19 protein-coding genes are annotated in these 21,160 nt (G+C 69.5%); 13 read left to right on the top strand and 6 right to left on the bottom strand.

Annotated features, from left to right (window positions below; translation table 11 throughout):
- Nucleotides 1–15 precede the first annotated feature (15 nt).
- Nucleotides 16–3,588, top strand: a complete 3,573-nt coding sequence (locus D7Y11_RS16225) for a DEAD/DEAH box helicase (protein ID WP_126934145.1) — start codon at nt 16–18, stop codon at nt 3,586–3,588.
- Between the two features lie 347 nt (nt 3,589–3,935).
- Here D7Y11_RS16225 and thiD read toward each other — a convergent pair whose 3' ends face one another.
- A complete protein-coding gene (thiD, locus tag D7Y11_RS16220; protein ID WP_120579660.1) occupies nt 3,936–4,745 on the bottom strand; it encodes a bifunctional hydroxymethylpyrimidine kinase/phosphomethylpyrimidine kinase in 810 nt (269 codons plus the stop codon).
- A 56-nt stretch (nt 4,746–4,801) separates the two neighbouring features.
- Between thiD and D7Y11_RS16215 the strand changes: the two genes are divergently transcribed.
- On the top strand, nt 4,802–5,854 hold the full coding sequence (locus D7Y11_RS16215) for a hypothetical protein (protein WP_126934144.1): 1,053 nt from the start codon (nt 4,802–4,804) through the stop codon (nt 5,852–5,854).
- A gap of 16 nt (nt 5,855–5,870) precedes the next feature.
- On the opposite strand, the gene D7Y11_RS16210 is transcribed toward D7Y11_RS16215, so the two are convergent.
- Entirely contained in the window at nt 5,871–6,923 is a 1,053-nt protein-coding gene (locus D7Y11_RS16210; protein WP_121755339.1) for a hypothetical protein, read from the bottom strand.
- A gap of 85 nt (nt 6,924–7,008) precedes the next feature.
- Entirely contained in the window at nt 7,009–7,659 is a 651-nt protein-coding gene (locus D7Y11_RS16205) for an NADPH-dependent F420 reductase (protein WP_126934143.1), read from the bottom strand.
- Between the two features lie 102 nt (nt 7,660–7,761).
- Between D7Y11_RS16205 and D7Y11_RS16200 the strand changes: the two genes are divergently transcribed.
- Nucleotides 7,762–8,667 (top strand): LysR family transcriptional regulator, encoded by a 906-nt coding sequence (locus D7Y11_RS16200; RefSeq protein ID WP_126934142.1) that lies wholly within the window; start codon nt 7,762–7,764, stop codon nt 8,665–8,667.
- Here the strand turns inward: D7Y11_RS16200 and D7Y11_RS16195 are convergent.
- Nucleotides 8,654–9,364 (bottom strand): TVP38/TMEM64 family protein, encoded by a 711-nt coding sequence (locus D7Y11_RS16195; RefSeq protein ID WP_233597327.1) that lies wholly within the window; start codon nt 9,362–9,364, stop codon nt 8,654–8,656. The two genes, D7Y11_RS16200 and D7Y11_RS16195, sit on opposite strands and share 14 nt — an antisense overlap.
- A 349-nt stretch (nt 9,365–9,713) precedes the next feature.
- Between D7Y11_RS16195 and D7Y11_RS16190 the strand changes: the two genes are divergently transcribed.
- From D7Y11_RS16190 to D7Y11_RS16165, 6 genes are read left to right on the top strand one after another with little or no spacing between them, the layout of a single operon-like run.
- Complete coding sequence (locus tag D7Y11_RS16190) at nt 9,714–10,166, top strand: general stress protein (RefSeq protein WP_120579665.1); 453 nt, start codon at nt 9,714–9,716, stop codon at nt 10,164–10,166.
- A gap of 39 nt (nt 10,167–10,205) precedes the next feature.
- Complete coding sequence (locus tag D7Y11_RS16185) at nt 10,206–10,544, top strand: hypothetical protein (RefSeq protein ID WP_120579666.1); 339 nt, start codon at nt 10,206–10,208, stop codon at nt 10,542–10,544.
- A gap of 32 nt (nt 10,545–10,576) precedes the next feature.
- On the top strand, nt 10,577–11,812 hold the full coding sequence (locus D7Y11_RS16180) for a sodium:proton exchanger (RefSeq protein WP_126934141.1): 1,236 nt from the start codon (nt 10,577–10,579) through the stop codon (nt 11,810–11,812).
- The gene (locus D7Y11_RS16175; RefSeq protein ID WP_126934140.1) at nt 11,809–13,107 is read left to right on the top strand and encodes a cation:proton antiporter; all 1,299 of its coding nucleotides are present in this window, start codon (nt 11,809–11,811) and stop codon (nt 13,105–13,107) included. Before D7Y11_RS16180 ends, D7Y11_RS16175 begins: the two co-directional genes overlap by 4 nt.
- A gap of 52 nt (nt 13,108–13,159) precedes the next feature.
- Nucleotides 13,160–13,780, top strand: coding sequence for an L-threonylcarbamoyladenylate synthase (locus tag D7Y11_RS16170; protein WP_121756135.1), 621 nt, complete (start codon nt 13,160–13,162; stop codon nt 13,778–13,780).
- A gap of 23 nt (nt 13,781–13,803) precedes the next feature.
- Nucleotides 13,804–14,790, top strand: coding sequence for a hypothetical protein (locus D7Y11_RS16165; protein WP_120581578.1), 987 nt, complete (start codon nt 13,804–13,806; stop codon nt 14,788–14,790).
- 25 nt (nt 14,791–14,815) lie between these two features.
- Here D7Y11_RS16165 and D7Y11_RS16160 read toward each other — a convergent pair whose 3' ends face one another.
- The gene (locus D7Y11_RS16160) at nt 14,816–15,130 is read right to left on the bottom strand and encodes a hypothetical protein (RefSeq protein WP_126934139.1); all 315 of its coding nucleotides are present in this window, start codon (nt 15,128–15,130) and stop codon (nt 14,816–14,818) included.
- A gap of 125 nt (nt 15,131–15,255) precedes the next feature.
- Between D7Y11_RS16160 and xerD the strand changes: the two genes are divergently transcribed.
- From xerD to D7Y11_RS16140, 4 genes are all read left to right on the top strand, one after another.
- The gene (gene xerD / locus D7Y11_RS16155) at nt 15,256–16,191 is read left to right on the top strand and encodes a site-specific tyrosine recombinase XerD (protein ID WP_120581580.1); all 936 of its coding nucleotides are present in this window, start codon (nt 15,256–15,258) and stop codon (nt 16,189–16,191) included.
- A gap of 291 nt (nt 16,192–16,482) precedes the next feature.
- On the top strand, nt 16,483–18,006 hold the full coding sequence (locus D7Y11_RS16150; RefSeq protein WP_126934138.1) for a hypothetical protein: 1,524 nt from the start codon (nt 16,483–16,485) through the stop codon (nt 18,004–18,006).
- A 24-nt stretch (nt 18,007–18,030) separates the two neighbouring features.
- Nucleotides 18,031–19,947 (top strand): hypothetical protein, encoded by a 1,917-nt coding sequence (locus tag D7Y11_RS16145; RefSeq protein WP_121753194.1) that lies wholly within the window; start codon nt 18,031–18,033, stop codon nt 19,945–19,947.
- Between the two features lie 62 nt (nt 19,948–20,009).
- A complete protein-coding gene (locus D7Y11_RS16140; RefSeq protein ID WP_120581415.1) occupies nt 20,010–20,753 on the top strand; it encodes a glutathione S-transferase family protein in 744 nt (247 codons plus the stop codon).
- A gap of 18 nt (nt 20,754–20,771) precedes the next feature.
- Here D7Y11_RS16140 and D7Y11_RS16135 read toward each other — a convergent pair whose 3' ends face one another.
- Complete coding sequence (locus D7Y11_RS16135; protein ID WP_126934137.1) at nt 20,772–21,155, bottom strand: hypothetical protein; 384 nt, start codon at nt 21,153–21,155, stop codon at nt 20,772–20,774.
- Nucleotides 21,156–21,160 lie beyond the last annotated feature (5 nt).

Below are 21,160 nucleotides of genomic sequence, written 5' to 3'. Positions count from 1 at the left end.
TTGTCGTCAGTCCCCATGGCCGAGCAGTCCCCCCCGTCCAGCCCCAAGCCCGCGCAGGATCCCCACGCGCCCCCGTTCCAGACGGAGGCGGACCTGCGCGCGTGGCTGCGCGCGGAGGGACTGGAGCACCTGTCGCGCCTGAGCCTGGCCCTGCTCACGCCTCGCGTGGAGGCCGCATACCTGCCGCAGGTGCGCGCGGTCATCTCCCGCCGCAGGCTGGTGGAGGTGCTGGCCCAGGACACGCTCGACCGCTGGACGGCGGAGATGCTGCCCACGCCGCGCATGCGGGACCTGCTGCCGAAGCTCGCCTGGCGCTACGTGGAGGACGAGCGGCAGGCCACCCTCGATGCCCGGGCTTCCGTCGCGGAGCGGCTCGCGCCCCCGGCAGACAAGCGCACGCACACGGTCCACGGGATGTTGCTTGCCTGGCGTGCTCGCGTGCCTTCGAGCATCGCGCCGCGTCCGGAGCGCGCGCTGTCGCTGGAAGCGCTGGTGGAGGAGCCGGACCTGCCGGGCTTCCGCCTCAAGGAGACGCGCATCTCCGAGCTGCCGGTGTCCCCGCCGGGCTCGGGCTTCATCCTCGCGGACGCGCGGCTGACGTTCAGTCCATCCGGCGTGACGGTGGACTGTTCGTGCGGCGCCACGTTCTGCGTGCACCAGCTGGCGGCGGTGGACACGGCGCTCCTGTGGCTGCGGCAGCGCTGGACGGAGGACTTCGGCGAGACGCTGGAGGAGCTGGTCCGGCCCGCGTGGGCCCGGACGCTGCGCGCGCTGGAGCGGGCGGTGGAGGAGAGCCCGGGCGGCGGCGGAGGCGTGGAGATTTCCTGGCGACTGGACGTCATCGAAGGGTACGGCGTGGAGGTCGCGCCCTACGTGCACCGGCGCACGAAGAAGGGCCAGCGCACGACAGGGGCGAAGGTCGGCCGGCGCAAGCTGTTGCAGGAGTACGGCTCGCAGCTCAGCCCCTCGGATTCGCGCATCGCCGCGCTGCTCTCCGACAGCACGGCCCCCGCGTCGCGCGCGCTGCTGTTCGAGTTGATTGATCATCCGCGCCTGTCGCTGGAGGGCACGCAGGACATCCCCGTGCGCATCGAGCGCGAGAAGGTGGGCCTGGTCGCCGAGGACCGGGGCGGCACCGTGCTGGTGAACGCGGGCGTGGACGGCACCGTGCTGCCCGCGCCGTTGCTGGAGCGCGTGCGCAAGGCGAAGCCGGAGGACGCGGTGTTCCTCTGGGACGAAGGCGCGCACGTGCTCACGGTGCTGGACGTGAGCCCGGAGGTGCGCGCCATGGCCACGGTGCTCCAGCGGCACGGCAACGCGTTTCCTCCAGAGAGTCACGGGCCGCTGCTGGAGCACCTGTCGAAGCTCTCCGTACGCCTGCCCGTGGCCATGCCCCGCAGCGTGATGGGGGAATCCATCGCGCCGCAGCAGCTCCCGGTGCTCCGGCTGGAAGGACAGCCTGGGGGCGCGGTGCGGCTGGAGCTGCGGCTGCGCGCGCTGCCGGATGGCCCGGCGTATCTGCCCGGTGAGGGACCTCGCGACGTGCACGTGCGGCGCGACACGCGGTCCTTCCACGCGGTGCGCGACTTCGGGCGCGAGCTGACGGCGGGCGCGGCGCTCCAGGCCCGGTTGCCCTTGCAGACGGCGGAGCCGCAGGAGCTTCCGTTCTGCTTCCTCTTCCACAGCGCGCAGGGCGGGTTGGCGGTGCTGGCCGCGTGCGCGGAGATGGAGCCCCGGCCGGAGCTGGAGTGGGTGGGCGCGTCCATGCGGCTCGTGCCCAAGCGGGGCGCGGGCGACCTGAAGGTCGTCCTGGAGCGCAAGCGCGAGTGGTTCGGCGTGCTGGGCAGCCTGTCCGTGGAGGGCGAGCGGGTGGAGCTGGCGCGGCTCCTGGACGCGGCCCGGCGCAAGGAGCGCTTCGTCCAGGTGGACGCGCGCACGTGGGTGGAGATCGAAGCGGCGCTGCGCGAGCAGTTGGAGAAGCTGGCGGATCACGCGTACCTGTCGAAGCACGGGCTGGAGGTGGGTCCGTCCGCCGCGGAGGCCCTGGCGGGGCTGGGCACCGCGGGCGCGCTCATCGACGCGGATGCATCGTGGAAGACGCTGGTCGAGCGCATCTTCGCGGCGAAGGAGCTGAAGCCTCGGGTGCCCGCGGCGCTCAAGACGGAGCTGCGCGACTACCAGCTCGAAGGCTTCCGCTGGCTCACGCGGCTGGCGTCGTGGAACGCGGGTGGGGTGCTCGCGGACGACATGGGTCTGGGCAAGACGGTGCAGGCCCTGGCCGTGCTGCTGGATCGCGCGAAGCAGGGGCCCGCGCTGGTGCTGGCCCCCACGTCGGTCGCCTTCAACTGGCGGGACGAAGCGAAGCGTTTCGCGCCGTCGCTGAAGGTGACGATCTTCTCCGACGCGGAGGACCGGGGCGGCACGCTGGAGCGGCTGGGGCCTCGCGACGTGCTGGTGCTCAGCTACGGCCTGCTCGTGCGCGACATCGAGCGGCTGGCCGCGCTGCGCTTCTCCACCATCGTCTTCGACGAGGCCCAGCAGCTGAAGAACGCGGCCACGCAGCGCTTCCGCGCGGCACGAGCGCTCCAGAGCGACTTCAAGTTCGCGCTGTCCGGCACGCCGCTGGAGAACCACCTGGGCGAGCTGTGGTCGCTCTTCGCGGTCGTCTTCCCGGGGCTGCTGGGCAGCCTGGAGGCGTTCCGCAACCGCTTCGCCGCGCCCATCGAGAAGCAGGTGGATCCGACTGCCGCGCCCGCGCTGGCCCGCGTGCTCCAGCCCTTCCTGCTGCGCCGCACCAAGGCCCAGGTGGAGGCACAGCTGCCGCCGCGCACGGACGTGCACGTGCCCGTCGTCCTGTCCCCGCCGGAGTGGACGCTCTACGAGGACGCGCGCCTGGCGGCCCTGTCCGACCTGGAGACGCGCAAGGCGAAGATGAAGGACCAGGAGCGGCGCATCGAGGTGCTGGCGGCGCTGACGCGGCTGCGGCTGCTCGCGTCGCACCCGCGCCTGTACGACAAGGCGTCCAAGCTGGAGTCCTCCAAGCTGGAGCGCTTCCTGGAGCTCATCCAGGAGCTGCGCGAGGAGGGCCACCGTGCACTGGTGTTCAGCCAGTTCACGTCCCACCTGGCGCTGGTCCGCGAGGTGCTGGACGCCCAGGGCATCGCCTACGAGTACCTGGACGGCTCCACCCCCGCCAGCGCCCGGGCGGACCGCGTGCGTGCCTTCCAGGAGGGCGACGCCCCCCTGTTCCTGATTTCACTCAAGGCGGGCGGCTTCGGTCTTAACCTGACGGCCGCCACCAGCGTCATCCACCTGGACCCCTGGTGGAACCCCGCCGTGGAGGATCAGGCCTCCGATCGCGCGCACCGCATCGGCCAGCAGCGACCCGTCACGGTCTACCGGCTGGTGTCTCGTGGGACGATCGAGGAGCAGATGCTCTCGCTCCATGAACAGAAGCGGGCCCTGGTGGCCGGTGTGCTGGAGGGCAAGGACGCCGCCGCCCGCCTGTCCACCCAGGAGCTGCTCGGGTTGCTCGCGCAGCGGATGCCGGGCATCGACGGGCTCGACTCCGACGCGACGAAGCACTGAACGGTCTTTCCGTGGTTTTTCTCGGACCCAGTCGTGCGCCTGAACAGGCACTGAACAGATTTTTAGTCATTTTCAGTGCACCCAGATCTGAACGGCTGAGCAGTCCTGGGGTTCTGATCGGCCGTGCCTACATGAAACAGTGATCAGGTGGGTGAAGTGCGCCGTTTGTCGGCGGACAATCATCGCCAGCGCCTACACCCACCTGCCCGATCAGGACTGCCATGCCCACATGAACACAACTTCAGTGAGTCTCGACCCACCCAATGAAACATGCATCAGTTAAATACATGTTTCATTTGCTGAATATCTGCAATTGATTGCAATCAATTGCATTTCATGTCTATGTTTTAGTCGTGAGTCAGCGGGAAGAAGTGCCCGATCGGGCCGTTCCCATGGCCCACGGCGAGCGGGTAGCGCAGGGCGGAGGTGACGTACTCCTTCGCGAGCCGCACGGCCTCCAGCGGCGGAGTCCCCAGCGCGAGCCTCGCGGCGATCGCGGCGGACAGCGTGCAGCCAGTGCCGTGCGTGTTCGGCGTGTCCACGGGCGCCACGGACAGCGTCTCCATGCGCGTCCCGTCGAACCACACGTCCGTGCCGCGCAGCGCGCCCGGCATGCCGCCGCCCTTCACCAGCACCACGCGGGAGCCCAGGGCGTGGATGCGTCGGGCCGCCTCGCGCATGTCCTCCAGCGTCTGGATGTCCATGCCCGCGAGCAGCTTCGCTTCATGTCGGTTGGGCGTGAGGATGGCCGCCAGGGGTAGCATGCGCGCGCGCAACGCCTCCACCGCCTCATTGTCGATGAGCTGCGAGCCCGCTCGGGACACCATCACTGGATCCACCACGATGGGGCCCAGCGACACGCGGGCCAGCTGATCCGCCACGGCTTCGATGAGCGGGCGCTGGGCCAGCATGCCCACCTTGACCGCGTCCACGCGCATGTCCGATGCGACGGCGTCCACCTGCGCGGTGACGGACTCGGGCGGGAGCAGGTCCACGCGCGTGACGCCTCGCGTGTTCTGCGCGGTGATGGCCGTCACGGCGCTGGTGCCGTGCACGCGGTGGAAGGAGAAGGTGCGGAGGTCGGCCTGGATGCCCGCGCCACCGCCGCTATCAGAGCCGGCGATGGTGAGGGCGGTTGCGACAGGGAAGGGCTTCATGGGCGCGGCATCCTAGCCCTGGAGCCATGAACTCCGGCGTGCTACCGGCAAAGCACATGAGCACGAACGGCAGCGCCGAGGCGTTTCGAGGGGTCGTTCACAGCGGGTGCGTTCGCGACGAGCGCAACCTGGCACTGGTCGTCAGTCACCCGCATCCAGACAACAACCACGGTGGAGGGCCGGGGCCCGTGGATGACTGGCGCAAGCCCTGCGATTCCGATGCGTATTCGAGCCTCGTCGACAGCGACTTCGACCCGGAGGACGCGAGCTACGAGGTCCGGGAGTTCCGCCACGTCGCGGTGTGCACCGACGGCGTGTGGTCCCTGGAGGAGCTGCCGGGCTACGGGACCATCGACGCGCTCCGAGACTTTGGAGCCACCGGCCTTGGCGCCCTGGTTTCCTACGGTGGCGCTGCTTCCTTCGTGGCCTTTCGCGCGGGCGGATCCAGCGGATGGGAGGCACTCGAATTCGGGAACCTGCCGTCGGGGCTCGTCGGTCCGGTCGCGTGCTTCAGCGGTGCGGACGTCGTCCTCGCCGGAAGCCGCGCGTTCGACCTCGACAGCCCCTCCGAGGTGGGCCTGCTCGTGCGCGGTGAAGGGCGCATGAGCTGGACCCAATCACTGGGCCAGGTGCCGGGGCGCGTGCTCGCGCTCGACAGCTGTCCCGGTGAGGACGGGACGCGGGTGCTCTACGCGGGAGGCCAGGGACTCTGGATGCACGCGGAGGGCGCCTGGACCCACATCCACGCGTACCTGGGGAGCGAGGTGGTGTTCGTCCGGTGCTTCCCCTCGGGGGAGGTCGTCGCCGGCACGGCCCGGGGGGACGTCATCGTCGGCACGGGCGGGAGCTGCCGGGTCGTTGGAAGGGTGGGGCGCATCCACTCCGCCGAGCGATGGAACGGCATCCTCCACGTCGCGGACGCCGAACGCGTCTACCGCCTGGGCGACGACGGCTTCGAACGCTGCGCCGCACCCACGGAGATGTCGATGGGCGACTGGCCCGATACGGGGCGGCTCACCGTGGGCGGTGGCGCTCTGTGGCTCGCGGGGAGCCACGTCCTGTCGCGGACCACCGACGGGCGCACCTGGACGGCGCACCCGGTCCGGTAGTCCTGGGGCCCTGGAACTAGAACTGGTTCTGCCGGGCCTGGTCGAAGTCCACGCGGTGCTTCAGGTACAGCGTGTCCAGCATGTGGTTGCTGATGGGGTTCAGGTTGCCGTCGGTGAAGCGGTGCACCACCGCGCCCTTGCCCGCGTCCTTCAGGAAGGCCAGCGGATCCACGTCGCCGCCCAGGCCGGTGAGCGTGGGCACGGGGTCCGCGTTGTTGACGTAGTGCACGTACCGCGGGCCGTCCGGGTACTTCGTGGACGCGGCGCCGAAGGTCTCCACCTGCAGGTGGCTCATCTTCGCCTCCACCTGCGCGGGGGACAGCCCGTCTTCCACGCGCAGCCGCTTCGCCACGTCGTTCAGCGCTCGCGCGGTGATGAGGCCGCCCTGGCTGTATCCCACCAGGTGCACGTCGCGGCCGGCCTTCAGCTCCGAGTAGAGCGTGTCCGCCAGCGTGTCCACGGCGGGGTTCTTGCCCTTGTCCAGCTTGTCCGTCACGCACTGGCCCAGGTCCTTCACCAGGCCTTCGGTCGCGTTGTGGATGCCCACCACCTTCGCGCCGGAGCTGTCCGCCAGCGCCTGCATCTCGTTCACCTGACCCGCCGTCGGCGTCATGATGCCGTTGACGTAGAGGATCGTCTTGTCCGGGTTCGGGTTGTTCTTCGGCGTGATGCCCGGCACGTCGCCCAGCTTCGTCGTCGACGGGAGCACCTTGCCGCCCGCGCCCACGAACATGCCGTCCTGCGCGCGGTCCGGCTTCGCGCCGCCAAAGAGGCTGGTGATCTCCTTCACCGTGGTGGCGTTGAAGACGTCCGCGCCCATCTGCAGGAAGCGGGGGATGTCCTTGATGCCGCCCACCGCCGCGTCGATGAGGCCGCCCAGCAGCCCGTTCTTCTGCGCAGGCGCGGCGCCCGCCAGGTTCGCCGTGGCGGCGCGCGACGGCGACTGCTCGAAGGAGGACTTCTGGAACGCGGGCTGATGCGCCACCGGCTTCTTCGCGAGCGGCTCCGCGGCCGTCTTCGAAGTGGAGGACGGCACGGCGAGGGAACGGGTGCGGTCGATCGTGCTCATGAGAACCTCCAACCACCGGGGGAAGTGGGTTTGGGTAGGTTATCCGCATCTGGCCGAAGAAGTTGCGTCCCCCCGCGTCATGGTTTCAGCGCTTCACGACGTGGATGTTGAAGTCGCCGGTGCGCAACGTGCCCCACAGGCGCAGCCACAGCGGGAGGAAGGCCTCGGTGCCGCGGGCGGTGGTGATGTCGCCCAGGTCGATGACGTGCTTCCAGCCGAAGCCCTCCGTGAGGAGCTGCTTCACGCGGGCCTTGGCGTCCACGTCGTTGCCGGACACGAAGACGTCGTGATCTCCCGGCACGCGCGAGGGATCCACCATCACCTCGCAGTTCATCGTGTTGAGCGTCTTCACCACCTTCAACGACGGGAAGGCGCGCTGGATCTGCTCGCCCAGTGAGTCATCCGGAGGCGTGGAGAGCACCGGCGGCATGCCCTTGGTGAAGTCGAGCGGGTTGGACACGTCCACCAGCGCCTTGCCGCGCAGGGCCTCCTCACCCGCGGACTTCAGGACGTCCAGCGAGGCATTGCCCAGCGTGCAGTTGAAGATCAACTCCGCGAACGCGGCGGCGTCCCGGAACGTTCCCTGCGAAGCCTTGCCCCCGGACTTCTTCACCCATGCGGCGGCCTTCGCGTTGTCCGGCGTGCGCGAGCCCATGCGCACCTCGTGGCCCAGCGCCACCAGCTTGCTGCCCAGCGTCTCGCCCACCATGCCCGTACCCAGGATCGCGATCTTCATGAGGACTCCCTTTCGTGTGGGGTGAACCCTAATCGTCAACCCGGACGACCGTGAGCACGTCCAGGTTGAACCATCATCAACCCTGGGTTGACAATGCGACCCATGGACCTGTTCACGGGCGTGTTGCCCTTCCTCCACGTGGCGGAGGAGCGGAGCTTCCGGAAGGCGGCGGAGCGGCTGGGCGTCACCGTCGCGGCGGTGAGCAAGGCGGTGCGGAAGCTGGAGGAGGAGCTGGGCGCCAGGCTCCTGGAGCGCACCAGCCGGCAGGTGGCCCTCACGTCCGAAGGCGTCGCCTTCCTGGAGCGGGCGCGCGAGGCCGTGGCGCAGATCCGCGCCGCCCGCGAGACGGTGGCCCAGGCGCACCGCGCGCCCCGGGGACCGGTCACGGTGTCGCTGCCGTTCATCCTGGGCCCCGTGCTGCTGCCCCGGCTGGCGCGGCTCCAGGCCCGCCACCCGCAGCTCACGCTGCACGTGCGCATGAGCGACCGGCTCAGCAAACTGGTGGAGGAGCAGGTCGACGTGGCCATCCGCGTGGGAGGGATGGAGGACTCCAGCCTGGTGGCGCGGCGGCTGTTCTCCACGCGATGGATGACCCTGGCGTCGCCGTCCTATCTGGCGCGGCACGGGACACCGGAGCACCCGTCACTGCTGGAGCGCCACGCGTGCCTGAAGTTCGTGGATCCGCGCGGCATCACCCGCGAGTGGCACTTCCGTGAATCACCCGGTGGCGACAAGGCCGGAGTGGTGCGCACGCGCGCGGCCATCGACGTGGATCACGGCCCGGCGCTGCTGGACCTGGCCGCCGCGGGTGCCGGGCTCTGCCAGGTGCTGGACTTCATGAGCGATGCACGGCTGCGCGAGGGCGCGCTGGTGGAGGTCCTGGCGGAGTACGCCGCGGAAGGGCCTCCGGTCCACGCGCTGTGCCTGCCAGGGCGCCAGTCCGTGCCCCGCGTCCGCGCGCTCCTCCAGCACCTGGTGGAGGAGCTGCGCGCCGTCACGGCGTGGTGAGCGCTTCCTTCGCGGCGGGCAGGCCGCGGGGGGCTTCCGCTTCGGGCGTGGGAACTTCCACCGACGCCTCGTTGACCTCCTTGTAGAACCGGCGGCCGAAGATGACGCCCAGCACCAGCGACACCACCATGCCCACAGCGGATACGGCGGTCATCACCGTGCGGCCCTGCGCGAGGCCGCTGCCGAACTGCGCGGTGAGGAAGGTGCCCGGGATGGTGCCCAGCACGACACCCAGCACGGACGGCCAGAAGCGCGCGCCGCTCGCCGCGCCGGCGATCAGCATGATGTCCGTGGGGCACAACGGATTGAGGCACGCCAGGAACGTGAACTGGAAGTCGTGCCGCCGCGCCGCCTTGGCGATAGCCGGGTACTTGCTGCCGCACAGCCGCTGCATGGGCCGCGTGCCCAGCTTGCGAGCAACGAAGTAGAGCAGGGTGGCGGACAGGAAGCTGCCCGTTAGTGAATAGAGGGTGGCGGCGAGAGTCCCGAACATCATGCCGCCCACCGCGGTGAGGACCTGACCTGGCAAGAGCGTCAGGGGCCGCACGGCCAGGAAGGCCACGTACGCCAGGGGGGCGTAGTCGCCCAGGGGAAGCAGCAGCTCCCGGATGGTGCGCTGATCGATGAAGTCCGGCCCCAACAGCCGGAGCATCACCAGACCGCCAATGGAGACGACCATGGGCGCGAGGATTCGCAACCAGGTCTTCAGTCCGTTCCTGACACTCGCCAAAAGAACCTCCCCCACCGCCCGCGGACACATGTGTCAGGCGTTGCGCACAAGGTGGGATCCGAGCAGGGAATCGGCAACGTGGACTGAATTGTTGTGAACAACGAGAGCGTCCTGCCGGGCAATCACCCGTCCCGACCGGATGCCCAGCAGGCCTGACAAGCGCGCGAAATCCTTGGGGATTATGCATGCAATGTCAGGAGAGAACGGCTGGCGGTGTACGGAGCTTGCTTGCATCGGGGCGCTTCCGTCCCAAGGTTTCAGGCAAGGGACACCAAGGCGCGGACGGGGTTGGTCAGTCACGAGAGGAGACACGGACATGTCGGACAAGGACAACAAGGGCAGCATGACGGTGGCTGAGGCCGGGCGTAAGGGCGGCGAGACTGTCCGCAACGAGCGCGGTCGCGAGTTCTACGAGACCATCGGCCGCAAGGGTGGAGCGACGGTGAAGGCCGAGCGCGGACGCTCCTTCTACGAGGAGATCGGCCGCAAGGGCGGCGAGACCGTGAAGGCCGAGCGCGGCGCGAAGTTCTACGAGGAGATCGGCAAGAAGGGTGGCGACCGCGTCAAGGCCACCCGCGGGCCGAACTTCTATGAGGAGATCGGCCGCAAGGGCGGGCAGAAGGTCAAGAAGCTGATTGAAGAGGGCAAGCGCGCCGCCCGCGCCGCCATGGAGAGCCAGGCCGCCGGCGGGAATGCCCCCGCGGCCGAGGGCACCTCCGCTCCGGTGAAGCCGCCGGAAGAGCCCGCGCAGCCGGGTGGCAACGAGTAACGGGGGACAGGAAGCGCGGTCTTCCGGTATGACGGCCGCGTGTACCTGGTCATCACGTTCCTCGAACAGGTGGAGACGACTGAGCGGGCGATCCGCCGGCTCCGGGAGTTTGGCATCCCGGAACCGATGGTCATCCGAGCGCGCAGCGCCGCCGCGGCTTTGTCCGCGGAGGTCCCGGTGTTCGCCGGGCTGCGCAGCCTCGCGCTGGGCGCGGATGAGGACCGCATCGTCCTGGTGAGCGTGCTGCCCGCGCTCCCGCAGGAGGAGTTGGATCGCATGCTCCAGCGCGTGCAGTTGGAGATGGACGCGGACGACCCACCCATGGGTCGCCTGGTGGCCCTTCCTGTCCTGGCGGCGCCCACGCATCGGCGTGGATGACGCGCGGGGGCGCACGGGTGTAAGCACGTTGCGTGCAAGCGCTGCTCGTCTTTCTCATCGTCGCGGCGTTGTCGCTGCTCGCGTCCAGCCGGTCGCTCCTGGCTCCGGGCCGCTTCCCGGCGCTGGCACAGCTGGCGGCCAGCGGCCTGATGTTCCTCATCTTCGGGGCCCTCCTGGGCCCGTCCCTCCTGGGCGTGCTCACCGTGGGCAACCTGGAGTCCCTGCGCCCGCTGGTGGCGCTGGGGCTGGGGACGGGGGGCGTGCTTCTGGGGCTCAACCTGGAGCCTCGCCTGCTGCGGCTGTTGCCTCGGCCCGTGTACGCGGCGGCGGTCGCGCACGCGGGCACGGCGTTCCTCTTCGTCGCGCTGCCGCTGTCCGTGCCGCTGCTGTTGTCCATGGGCCTCAGGCCCCTGATGGCGGTGGGCGCGGCGGCGCTCCTGGGCGCGGCGGCGAGCCTGTCCTCCGGCCACTTCGCGGTGCTGGGCTACCGCAACGGGCGGATGGAGCGCGCGCGCGGTCTGGGCGTGGCGCTGCTCACGATGATGGACGACGCGGTGGGCCTGGGCGTGCTCGCGCTGGGCCTGGTGCTGGGCGTCACCGGCAACGCGGCGGAAGGGCTGGGCCTGCTGAGCCTGACGCTGCTGCTGGGCGTGGCGTGCGGGGCGCTGCTGGCGTTCCTCACGTATTCGCTGAAGGACCTGGCGGAGCAGACCACGGTGACGCTGGGCATGGTGGCGCTGGTGGGCGGCGCGGCGGCGTACCTGCGGCTGTCGTCGCTGCTGGCGGGCGTGGCGTGCGGCGCGACGCTGGCGCTGATGGGCGGGCGCACGGCGGAGCGGGTGGCGCGGGCGCTCTCGCGCGTGGAGCGGCCCACGTACCTGGTGCTGGTGTTCCTGGTGGGCAGCCACATCCACGCGCGTGACATGTCCGCCTGGGCGCTGTTGCCCGCGTTCGTGGGGCTGCGCTTCCTGGGCAAGGTGCTGGGGGGACGCTTCGCGCAGCGGCTCACGGCGGGCGTGTTGGACCTGCCGCCGCGCTTCGGCTACGCGCTCATCTCCCAGGGCGGCCTGGCGCTGTGCCTGGTGGCCGAATACGTGATGCTGGTGCCGGGCTCGCTGTCTCAGCGCGTGCTGGACGTGGTGGCGGTGGGCGCGGTCGTCAACGAGATGCTCGCGCACGGAGCCTTCCGGCACGTGCTGGCAGCGGAGCCCAGGGCCACGACTTCGCGCAACACACCTCCCGAGGGTGACGCGGGGGTGGTGGCGTGAAGGGGTCCATCTTCCGGTTGCTGCTGCTCATGGGGCTCTTGGCGGCCATCACCCAGGCGCAGGTGGTGCGCGCGGACGCGGGCACGCCGGTGCTGCTGGCGGCGGGCGCGCTGCTGTTGTGCGGCCTGTTCGCGGGCAAGGTGGCCAAGGGCATGGGCCTGCCGCGCCTCACCGGTTACCTGCTGGTGGGCGTGGCGGTGGGGCCGTACGCGCTGGGCTTCATCCCCAACGCGGGCGTGAAGGGCCTGGAGCTGGTGAAGGGCCTGGCGGTGAGCCTCATCGCGCTCGTCGCGGGCACGGAGCTGCACCTGGGGCTCATCCGCCGGGTGGGCGCGCGCGTGGCGCTGCTCTGCGCGACGGTGTGCGGGCTGACGTTCGCGGTGTGCTTCGCGGCGACGTTCGCGCTCAAGCCCGTGCTGCCGTTCCTGACCCCCATGAGCGTGCCGCAGGCGCTGGCGGTGAGCGCGCTCATGTCCACGGTGGTGGTGTCGTTCTCCCCCACGGTGACCATCGCCATCGTGCAGGAGACGTCCGCGCGCGGCTCCTTCACGGAGTTCCTGATGGCGCTGGTCATCATCGGGGACCTGTTCGTGATGGTGGCCTTCGGCCTGGCGGCGGGCGTCACCCGCGCGACGTTCGGCAGCGGCCTGGATCTGCCCGCGCTGGTGGGCGGGGTGGGGTGGGAGCTGTTCGGCTCCGTGGCGGTCGGGTGCCTGCTGGCCGTGGCGATGCTCCTGTACATGCGAGGCGTCAACCGGGAGCTGCCGCTGTTCCTCGTGGGGCTGTCGTTCGCGGCGGCGGAAGGCGGGGCGCGGCTGCACCTGTCGCCGCTCTTGGTGTCGCTGGCGGCCGGAGCGCTCATCGCGAACCTGGACGAGCGCGAGGGCCGGCGCATCCACCACGCCATCAACCAGGCGGGCCTGCCGGTGTTCGCGCTCTTCTTCGCCGCGGCGGGGGCGGGGCTGCGGCTGGACACGCTGGTGACGGTGGGACCGGCGGCGCTGCTGCTCGTGGCGCTGCGCGGCCTGGCCATCTGGGGCGCGTGCCGCAGGTTCGCGCCCGCGGAGGACCCGCGCCTCAAGCGCTACCTGTGGATGGGGCTCATCTCCCAGGCGGGCGTGACGTTCGGCCTGGCGGCGCTGGTGTCGCGCACCTTCCCGACCTTCGGGCCGCAGGTGGAGGTGCTCATCATCGCGATGATCACCGCGCACGAACTGGTGGGGCCCGTCCTCACCCGGCGCGCGCTGATGGGCAGTGGCGAAATCCGTGCGGAGGAGGCGGGCGGCGGCGCATAGTGGGGGCACACCCCCTCACCCCGGGGGTGGCCTCTTCCAGGAGCCTCCCGTCATGCCCGCCGCCGTCGCTCCCATCCTCGAGGTGGACGTGGAACACCCCTCGCCCCGCCACATCGCACGCGCGGTGGAGGTGCTGGAGAAGGGCGGCCTCATCGCCTATCCCACGGACACGTACTACGGCATCGGTTGTGATTTGAACGCAAAGAAAGCCATTGAGCGGCTGTACCAGCTCAAGGGCCGCGACAAGAAGAAGCCCTTGTCACTGCTGTGTCCGGACCTGTCGGACGTGGCCCGCTACGCGCACGTGAGCAACTTCGCCTACCGCGCCATGAAGGGGCTCACCCCGGGTGCCTTCACCTTCATCCTGGAGGCCACACGCCTGGTGCCAGAGGTGATGATGACGAAGCAGAAGCAGGTGGGCCTGCGAGTGCCGGACGCTGCCTTGCCCCGCGAGCTGGCGAAAGCGCTCGGCCGCCCGCTCATCACCACGTCGGCAACCCATACCGACGGTACGGTTCTTTCGGACGCTCGGGATATCAAGACGGCGCTGGGGCACGGGCTGGATTTGATTCTTGACGGAGGCGTCACTTTGAACGAGCCGTCCACGGTGGTTTCACTGATAGGCGATACGCTTGAAATCCTGAGGCAAGGCAAGGGTAGTCTGGAGTCCTGAAATCCATTCCAGAGGGGGAAGCCTTGGCTGAGGGGGACCTACCAGCAACGCCTGTCGTCGACTCACCGGAGCGGGTGCCGGGCGCGCTCGCGCTGCTGGGCCTGTTGGTGCTCCGTCCCATTGATTTGCATTACCGGCTGCGCGAAGCGGGCATCCGCTCGCCCGCGGGCCGCATCGGGCAGCTGTGGCGCGAACAGGCCGAAGGAGGCCGCGCCGCCGGGGCCTTCGTGGCGCGGATGCTGCTGCTGCTCGTCGTGCTGTCGCCCCTCCTCACGGTGCTCGCGGGGCTGGGGCTGCGGCTGATGGGCGTGCCGATGCGGGGCGTGTACCTGGTCTCCGCCGGGCTGTGCAGCGCGGTGGGGCTGGTGGTGGCGCTGGTGTCGGGGCTCGCGTCGGGCGTGCTGCTGGGCTCGCTGGCGAGCGTGTCCATGCTGGCGGGGCTGCACGCCACGGCGGGCGGTGCCTTCGGTCCGGAGCACGGAGGCGCGGCGGCGATGACCGTGGGCCTGTGCCTGGGCATCGTGTCCGGCCTGTCCGCGGGGAGCATTGGCGGCCTGTCCAGCGGGCGCGGTCCCTCCGTGCGCAACGTGCAGGTGGCGGCCATCGCCACCAGCCTGGTGCCCATGCTGGTGTGGAGCAGCGCCTCGACGGTGTCCTTCGCGGGCGCGGTGGCGGCGAGCGCGCTGGTGGCCTTCCTGATGTGCGCGTTCCGGCTGCCGTTCTACGCGCTGGAGGTGCTGGCGCAGGCGGTGGCGTACGCGGTGGAGCGCTTCACGGGGAAGCCCACGCTGCGCTGGGTGCCGGTGCGGCATCACAACCTGAGCTACCTGCCGCACCCGTTCCTGAGCCGTCACCTGGCGCTGGCGGTGCGCTCGCGGCCGGCGGAGGTGCTGGCGGTGGCGGACGCGTGCCTGCGCTCGCCGGGCAACATCCTGGTGGGCTGGCCCTGGGTGGTGGAGGCGCTGGAGCGCGCGCACGCCCAGGAGGCCTCGGCGGAACCCCAGGCCTGAAGGCGCCTGGGGGCGCCGCCGGGCGCTACTGCTTCTGCACGTCCGTGACGACCTTCGCGCCCACGTCGTTGGGGGCGTAGGTCAGCTTCACGGAGTCCCCGGCCCGGATGCCCTGGAGGGTCTGCGTGAGCTGGGGCTTCGTCGTGTCCACCACGTAGGTGAGCGGTGGGGCATCCGCGGTGGTGCCCTCCAGCTGGATGCTGGACGGGCTGACGCTCTTCACCTTGCCCGTCCGGGTCTTCTGCTCCTTCGCCACGGGCGCGGGCGTCTGCGCCAGGGCCGTCGTGCCCACGCTGCCCAGCGTGAGGACCGCCATCCACATCCATGCCTGTGCACGCATCTTCGTCACTCCTCGAGTGTGGGAAGCGGCAGGGTGGACCGCTTCCCGGGGTGAAGGCAACGTCGTGACGGGTGGGGCCGTCAGGGAGTTGCCCTCGGGGGCGCGTCCGGTAGCCTCCGGGGACCATGGAAGGACTGCTCGACGCGTTCATCGCCTTCATCCGCGCGGAGCGGGGCCTGTCCGGCAAGACGGTGGACGCCTACGCGGCGGACCTCACCGTGTACTTCGAGGACCTGCGCTCGCGCGGCAAGGACGACGTGGCGCGCGTCAAACAGGAGGACGTGCTCGCGCACCTGGTGACGCTGGGCAAGCGGGGCCTGGGGCGCCGCAGCCAGGCGCGCCATCTGGCCGCGCTGCGCGTCTTCCACCGCTTCCTCGTGGCGGAGCGGCTGGCGGACAAGGACCCCACGGAGGACGTGGACACGCCGAAGTCGCCCCGGAAGCTGCCCGTGTTCCTCACGCTGGAGGAGGTGGAGCAGCTGCTCGCCGCGCCCGACGAGCGCACCGTCACCGGCCTGCGCGACAAGGCCATGCTGGAGGTGCTCTACGCCACCGGCCTGCGCGTGACGGAGCTGTGCACGCTGGAGCTCAACAACGTGCAGCTCACGTCCGGCTACCTCGTCACCCGGGGCAAGGGCTCCAAGGAGCGCATCGTCCCGCTGGGGCGCGTGGCGATTGAGAAGGTCCAGGAGTACCTGGCCCATTCGCGGCCGGAGTTCCTGGGCAAGCGCCAGGCGGACGCGCTGTTCGTCACGCCGCGCGGGCAAGGCTTCACGCGGCAGGGCTTCTGGAAGCTGCTCAAGCGCTACGCGCTGAAGGCCGGCATCCTGAAGCCGCTGTCGCCACACAAGCTGCGCCACTCGTTCGCCACGCACCTGGTGGAGCGCGGCGCGGACCTGCGCGCGGTGCAGCAGATGCTGGGCCACGCGGACCTGGCGACGACGCAGATCTACACGCACGTCAACGGCGCCCGGCTGCGCAAGGTGTACGACGAGTTCCACCCGCGCAGCGACGCGTTCAAGCCCAAGCCCTCCGCGCGCAAGCGTCCATCCGCACCGTGACGCCGGGAGTCGAGCCGTCATCCTTCACGGGGTGAGGGGGACCCTGGACCGCGGGGAGGGGGGCGGGGCGTGCGTCGCGCGCGAACGCAATCGCTTGCGGTGAAGACGCGCTTCGAGCGGGTGGGCGTGCCGCCGAAGCCGGCTCGCAGAGGAAACGACGCATTCCTGGGCAGTGGATCGCCGTGTGCAGTGCAGGGCGGACGCGGCGGACAGCGGGTCCGCCGCCCTGTCGCACGGTCTCGCGTACCACCCCACTCGGGCGCGGTGTGGCCCACGAAGGTCTGCTCGTCCATGAAGCGTTCTCGCCAATCCCTGATGTCAGGCGTCCTGAGCCTTACCGGCTGCGTGGCGCTGTCCCTCTCCGGCTGCAAGGTGCCGGAGGCCGACGCGGCGGAATCAAAGTCTCCGCCCAAGAAGGCGCCCACCGCCAACGTGGTGCCGGTCTCCGCCACCGCGCCCGCGGAGCCCGCGAAGGCCCGCACGCCGTTCGCCGCGGCTCGCGAGGCGTTCGAGCGCAACTCCGTGAACGCCAACCCCTTCGCGGACAGCAACGGCAGCATTCCGCCGTCCTGGCAGTACTCGGGCCCGATGTTCAGCCTGAGCCACGACTATCCGCAAACGCCCGTGGCGCCGCCCGCCAATCCGCCGTGGATCGCCGCGCTCAGGGGGCAGCCCATCTCCAAGGCGAACGCGCTCGCGTACGTCAACGCGCTGAAGGCCTACATCGCGCCGTCCATGCAGACGCTGCTCTACAACTATCCCCGGTGGGATGCGGCGAAGGAGGGTTGGTACAACGAGCCGTGGCTCGCCTCCATCCGCGAGAGCATCCACGGCACGTACGTGGGCTCCGAGTTCCCCGCGGCCACCTTCGCCGCGTCCGGCCTCAAGGTCGACATGACGACGTACGTGCTCACCTACTACGACAAGGTGGCGGCGTCCGCGCTGGGGCAGGTGTGGGGCAAGACGGCCATGAGCCCCACGCTCACCAACACGTCCGCGCAGTTCCCGGAAGGGTCCATTGTCATCAAGGTGGCGTTGACCAGCGCGCTGGCGAAGGACTGGCCGGTGATGCAGGGCGCGTCGCTGTGGCCCGTCTACGTGCCGCCGCCCAACGGGCCCACGGGCGCGAAGCCGGTGACGATGAACGCGTCGATCATGCAGTTCGACATCATCGTCAAGGACACCAAGACGGCGCCCAAGACGGGCTGGGTGTTCTCCACGCTCGTCTACGACATGCGAGTGCCCGGCAGCCCCTGGGACAAGATGATCCCCCTGGGCGCGATGTGGGGGGATGATCCCAACGTCAACTCCACGCTGAACCCGGGCACGCCGCTGCAGGAGACGGTCATCAACCCCGCGGCGCCCGCGTACTCCACGGCGACGCTGGGGTGGGGTGGCCGTCTGTCCGGCCCGAACGACGGCGCGGTGGTGGCACCAGCCTCCATCAACGGGCAGATCGTGCCGGCCGTGCAGGCCTCGTCGTGCATGAGCTGCCACAGCGTGGCGGAGTGGCCCATGAAGACGTTCCTGCTGCCCACCACCACGATGCCGCCGACGGTCGTGGGCGACGCGCTGGTCCTCGAGCAGCCCGGTTCCGCGGCCTGGATGAAGTGGTTCCAGGACAACCCGGGCAACGTGCCGCTGGATCCCGGGACGGTGCCCATGGACTTCGACATGGTGTTCGCCTTCAAGTCGCTGCCCGCGTGGCAGGCGGCGACGCAGGGCAACAGCGGCATGAAGGCCTTCGAGGCCGTCGACCTGCTCCGTGGCACGCAGCCCGTGAACCCGCGCGACCTCAAGTACAACGGCCAGTAGGCCCGTGACCTCCGGGAGGACCCCATGTCCATCTTCGACAAGGCCATCATCGGCGCCGGTGGCGGTGCCATGTATTACCTCGATGCGCGCATGGGGTCCGACCTCACGTCGGACGTCCGGGAGCAGTTCAAGAAGCAGTTCGGGAAGATCAAGAACGAGGAGGCTCGCAGGAAGGCGCTGAAGCACCTGCTGTTCGTCGGTGACAAGGACATCGACATGCAGAAGGCCCCGGAGGACAAGTCGCTCCTGGACCTCACGTCCGAGCGCGCCGTGCTCAAGAACACGGTGCTCATCGGCATGAGCAATCCGTGGCACATCGGCAAGAACGACCGGTACACGGGGCGAGGCGGCAACTACGTCGTCAATCACACCCGCCAGGTCATCAGCACCCGGCCGCTCTCTTCCTTCAAGAACACCCAGTCCCGGAGCAAGGTGAAGGAAGAGTGGGAGCGGGTCTTCAACACGAGTGACCCCGTCGACGGAGAGGATGTCCTGTTCGAGCAGTCCCAGGGCTACACGACCCGCGAGAGCTTCAAGGACGAGTGGTTGAACGTCATCGGCCGCGCCATGAACCGGGGCCTGACCCGTGTCTGGGGCAACGTGACGAAGATCGAGTGGAAGCCGAACATCGACGAGGACAAGGCGCACTTCGAGATCACCTTCACGCCGATGAAGTCCGAGAAGGTGCGTGACCCCATCAAGGCCCGCGAGCTGCTCCTGATGACGGGCAACGGGAGCTACCTCAAGCCCACGGAGGCCAACGGCATCAAGGTCCCCAAGGGGTGGGAGCGGGACCGGCGGATCATGGACATGGATCAGCTCATGCGCTTCCTCGTGGTGAACGGGAAGAAGCGCAAGCGGATCGTCGTCCAGGGCGGGAACGCGGCGATCGACGCGGTCGAACAGGCCATCCGCTATGGCCATGAGGTGCACTGGCTGGTGCGGTCCGGCGTGAACATCCTAGCCAACTCCCTGCTCGTGCACGCGCCCAGGCTCGCCAAGAGTGGGACCTACGTGAACCAGTCCGTCACGTCGGAGTTCAAGAAGGGGGTGAGCCTGGCGGAGGTCGCAAGCTCTAGCAGCACGCAGCTCCGCGTGCAGGCCTACTCGCTGGAGGATGAGAAGGCGGGCAAGGGCGAGAACGAGGTCATCACGAAGAAGAAGACGCTCGTCACGGACATCCAGGACGTCGACATCTACGTCTACTGCATCGGCCAGGAGGTGAATGACAGCCCTTCGGGGGTGGCGAAGCTGCTGGTCAGCAGCGACCTCCTCAAGCAGAAGGGCCGGGGGGTCGACGAGTCAGAGCTGGAGCTCATCTGCGACGAAGGCTGGCTCTTCCGGAGCCTGTCGCACCGCGAGAACGCCGTGAAGGAGGCCGCCATCGGGCTGCGGAAGAGGTTCTCGGAGCGATGCCGCATCGACGTCCTGGGCGCGGCTTCCTTCATGCTGGTCTCGCCCCAGGGAAATCTCGGGAGCAAGCTGAAGCCCCTGACGAACTATCAGATTCAATCCGTCGCGGACGTGCGCCAGTTGGCGGCGCTCAAGGACGTGATGCGGGCGTACTGCAACACCCTGAGCGGCGCCTCGCTGGATCCGAAGAACGTCAACTTCCTGGGCGGCACGAAGAACGAGATCGCCGCCTTCATCGCCATGCACCACGAGTTCATCCCCCCGGTCGTCGCGGACGAGCTCACGCACTTCCTCATGCGCGTGCGGACCCGCGAGGAGTTCACCAACGGCTACACCGGGGACGAGATGGCGGACATCCGGGAAGCACTGAAGGGGATCGACGACTACTTCAGGATCCGTGAAGAGGTCCGGACGTTCCTCGAAACGAAGATGACCCAGGTGGTGATGGACTACCGGAAGCTCATGCTCGCTCCGTTCCAGGAGGAGATCTCCACCCTGAAGTGGGCAGACATCCTCCGGGAGGACTGAGCCGGGCCGCCTTCTCACTATCCTGACAGACGGCTGTCACAGCGGAGGCATAGCGTGGCTTCATGACCCCGAACGCCTTGCCACCCCTGACCCTGCTGGAGCTGGCCGACACCGGCCTGCCTGGCGTCGAGAGCTACTCGCCGTTCTGCCTGAAGGCCCACCGGGCCCTGAAGTACGCGGGGCTGCCCTACGCGCGAGGCTGCGCGGACAACCCGGCCTCGCACCGCGCGCACAATCCCACGGGACAGGTGCCGGTGTTGCTGGTGGGAGCGGAGGCGGTGCCGGACTCCACGGCCATCCTCGCGCGCATCCAGCAGCTGGCGCCGGGCCGCATCGACGCGTCGCCAGAGGCGCTGCTCTGGGAGGAGCTGGCGGACACGTCCCTCAATGGCTTCCTGGTCGCGGCACGCTGGGCGGATGACCGCAACTGGCCCCGGACGCGCGCCACGTTCTTCCACTTCATGCCGGCGCCGGTGCGCGCGGTGGTTCCGACGCTGATCCGGCGCAAGCAGGTGGAGCGGTTGGTGGCGAGGGATGTCTGGCGCGCGGGCCCGGAGGCCTGCTGGCGCCGGTTCGGGGCGCTGTTGGATCAGCTGGATGCGCGGGCGCCGGAGCAGGGCTTCTGGTTGTCAGGGGCGCTGAGCGTGGCGGACCTGGCCCTGTTCGCGCAGCTGCACAGTCTGCGGACGCCGCTCACGCCCTGGCAGGGCGCGGAGGTCGAGCGGCGCGAGCGTTTGAGCGCATGGCTCGGACGGGTGGATGTGGCGACCCGGACCGCGAACGTGCCCCTGCGCGCCGCGAGCTGATGGCGACCGGTGGCCGGCTCACCGGACGAAGCCCGCCACGGGACTTTCGAAGACCTTGCTCACGACGTTCATGGTCCGGAGCCAGGCCTGCGCCTCCTCGCCGAGCCGCCCGTAGACGCGCACGTCCACAGGCTTCGCGACGCCGAGGAGCGCTTTGAACTCCGGCCACCCGGAGATCCTCCGGATGTGTTCCATGACCTGGCGCGAGTCCGCGAACGCGATGACCGCGCCGACCTCCGTGTCGTCGGGCCGGGCGTGAAATTGGATGCTGAGCAGGCTGCTCACGCCTTCGGTCTCCAGACGCTGCACCGCGGCCTGAAGGGTGGCGTTGAAGACAGGGAAGGGCGCCGTCCGTTCAAGCACCTCAACGAGGGTGATCCGCTCACGGGCTGCTGGGTCCATCCGCG

The sequence above is a fragment of the Corallococcus sp. AB018 genome, assembly GCF_003986945.1.
Lineage (GTDB): Bacteria > Myxococcota > Myxococcia > Myxococcales > Myxococcaceae > Corallococcus > Corallococcus exiguus.
Note: the sequence above shows the minus strand (reverse complement) of the source record. Positions and strands in the feature narration are given on the sequence as shown.

Coding starts and splice junctions, on each gene's coding strand:
- D7Y11_RS16205 (WP_126934143.1), bottom strand. CDS start 7,659: ATGAAGATCGCGATCCTGGGTACGGGCATGGTGGGCGAGACGCTGGGC.
- D7Y11_RS16150 (WP_126934138.1), top strand. CDS start 16,483: ATGAAGCGTTCTCGCCAATCCCTGATGTCAGGCGTCCTGAGCCTTACC.
- D7Y11_RS16145 (WP_121753194.1), top strand. CDS start 18,031: ATGTCCATCTTCGACAAGGCCATCATCGGCGCCGGTGGCGGTGCCATG.
- thiD (WP_120579660.1), bottom strand. CDS start 4,745: ATGAAGCCCTTCCCTGTCGCAACCGCCCTCACCATCGCCGGCTCTGAT.
- D7Y11_RS16140 (WP_120581415.1), top strand. CDS start 20,010: ATGACCCCGAACGCCTTGCCACCCCTGACCCTGCTGGAGCTGGCCGAC.
- D7Y11_RS16190 (WP_120579665.1), top strand. CDS start 9,714: ATGTCGGACAAGGACAACAAGGGCAGCATGACGGTGGCTGAGGCCGGG.
- D7Y11_RS16135 (WP_126934137.1), bottom strand. CDS start 21,155: ATGGACCCAGCAGCCCGTGAGCGGATCACCCTCGTTGAGGTGCTTGAA.
- D7Y11_RS16170 (WP_121756135.1), top strand. CDS start 13,160: ATGCCCGCCGCCGTCGCTCCCATCCTCGAGGTGGACGTGGAACACCCC.
- D7Y11_RS16215 (WP_126934144.1), top strand. CDS start 4,802: ATGAGCACGAACGGCAGCGCCGAGGCGTTTCGAGGGGTCGTTCACAGC.
- D7Y11_RS16210 (WP_121755339.1), bottom strand. CDS start 6,923: ATGAGCACGATCGACCGCACCCGTTCCCTCGCCGTGCCGTCCTCCACT.
- D7Y11_RS16200 (WP_126934142.1), top strand. CDS start 7,762: ATGGACCTGTTCACGGGCGTGTTGCCCTTCCTCCACGTGGCGGAGGAG.
- D7Y11_RS16160 (WP_126934139.1), bottom strand. CDS start 15,130: ATGCGTGCACAGGCATGGATGTGGATGGCGGTCCTCACGCTGGGCAGC.
- xerD (WP_120581580.1), top strand. CDS start 15,256: ATGGAAGGACTGCTCGACGCGTTCATCGCCTTCATCCGCGCGGAGCGG.
- D7Y11_RS16225 (WP_126934145.1), top strand. CDS start 16: ATGGCCGAGCAGTCCCCCCCGTCCAGCCCCAAGCCCGCGCAGGATCCC.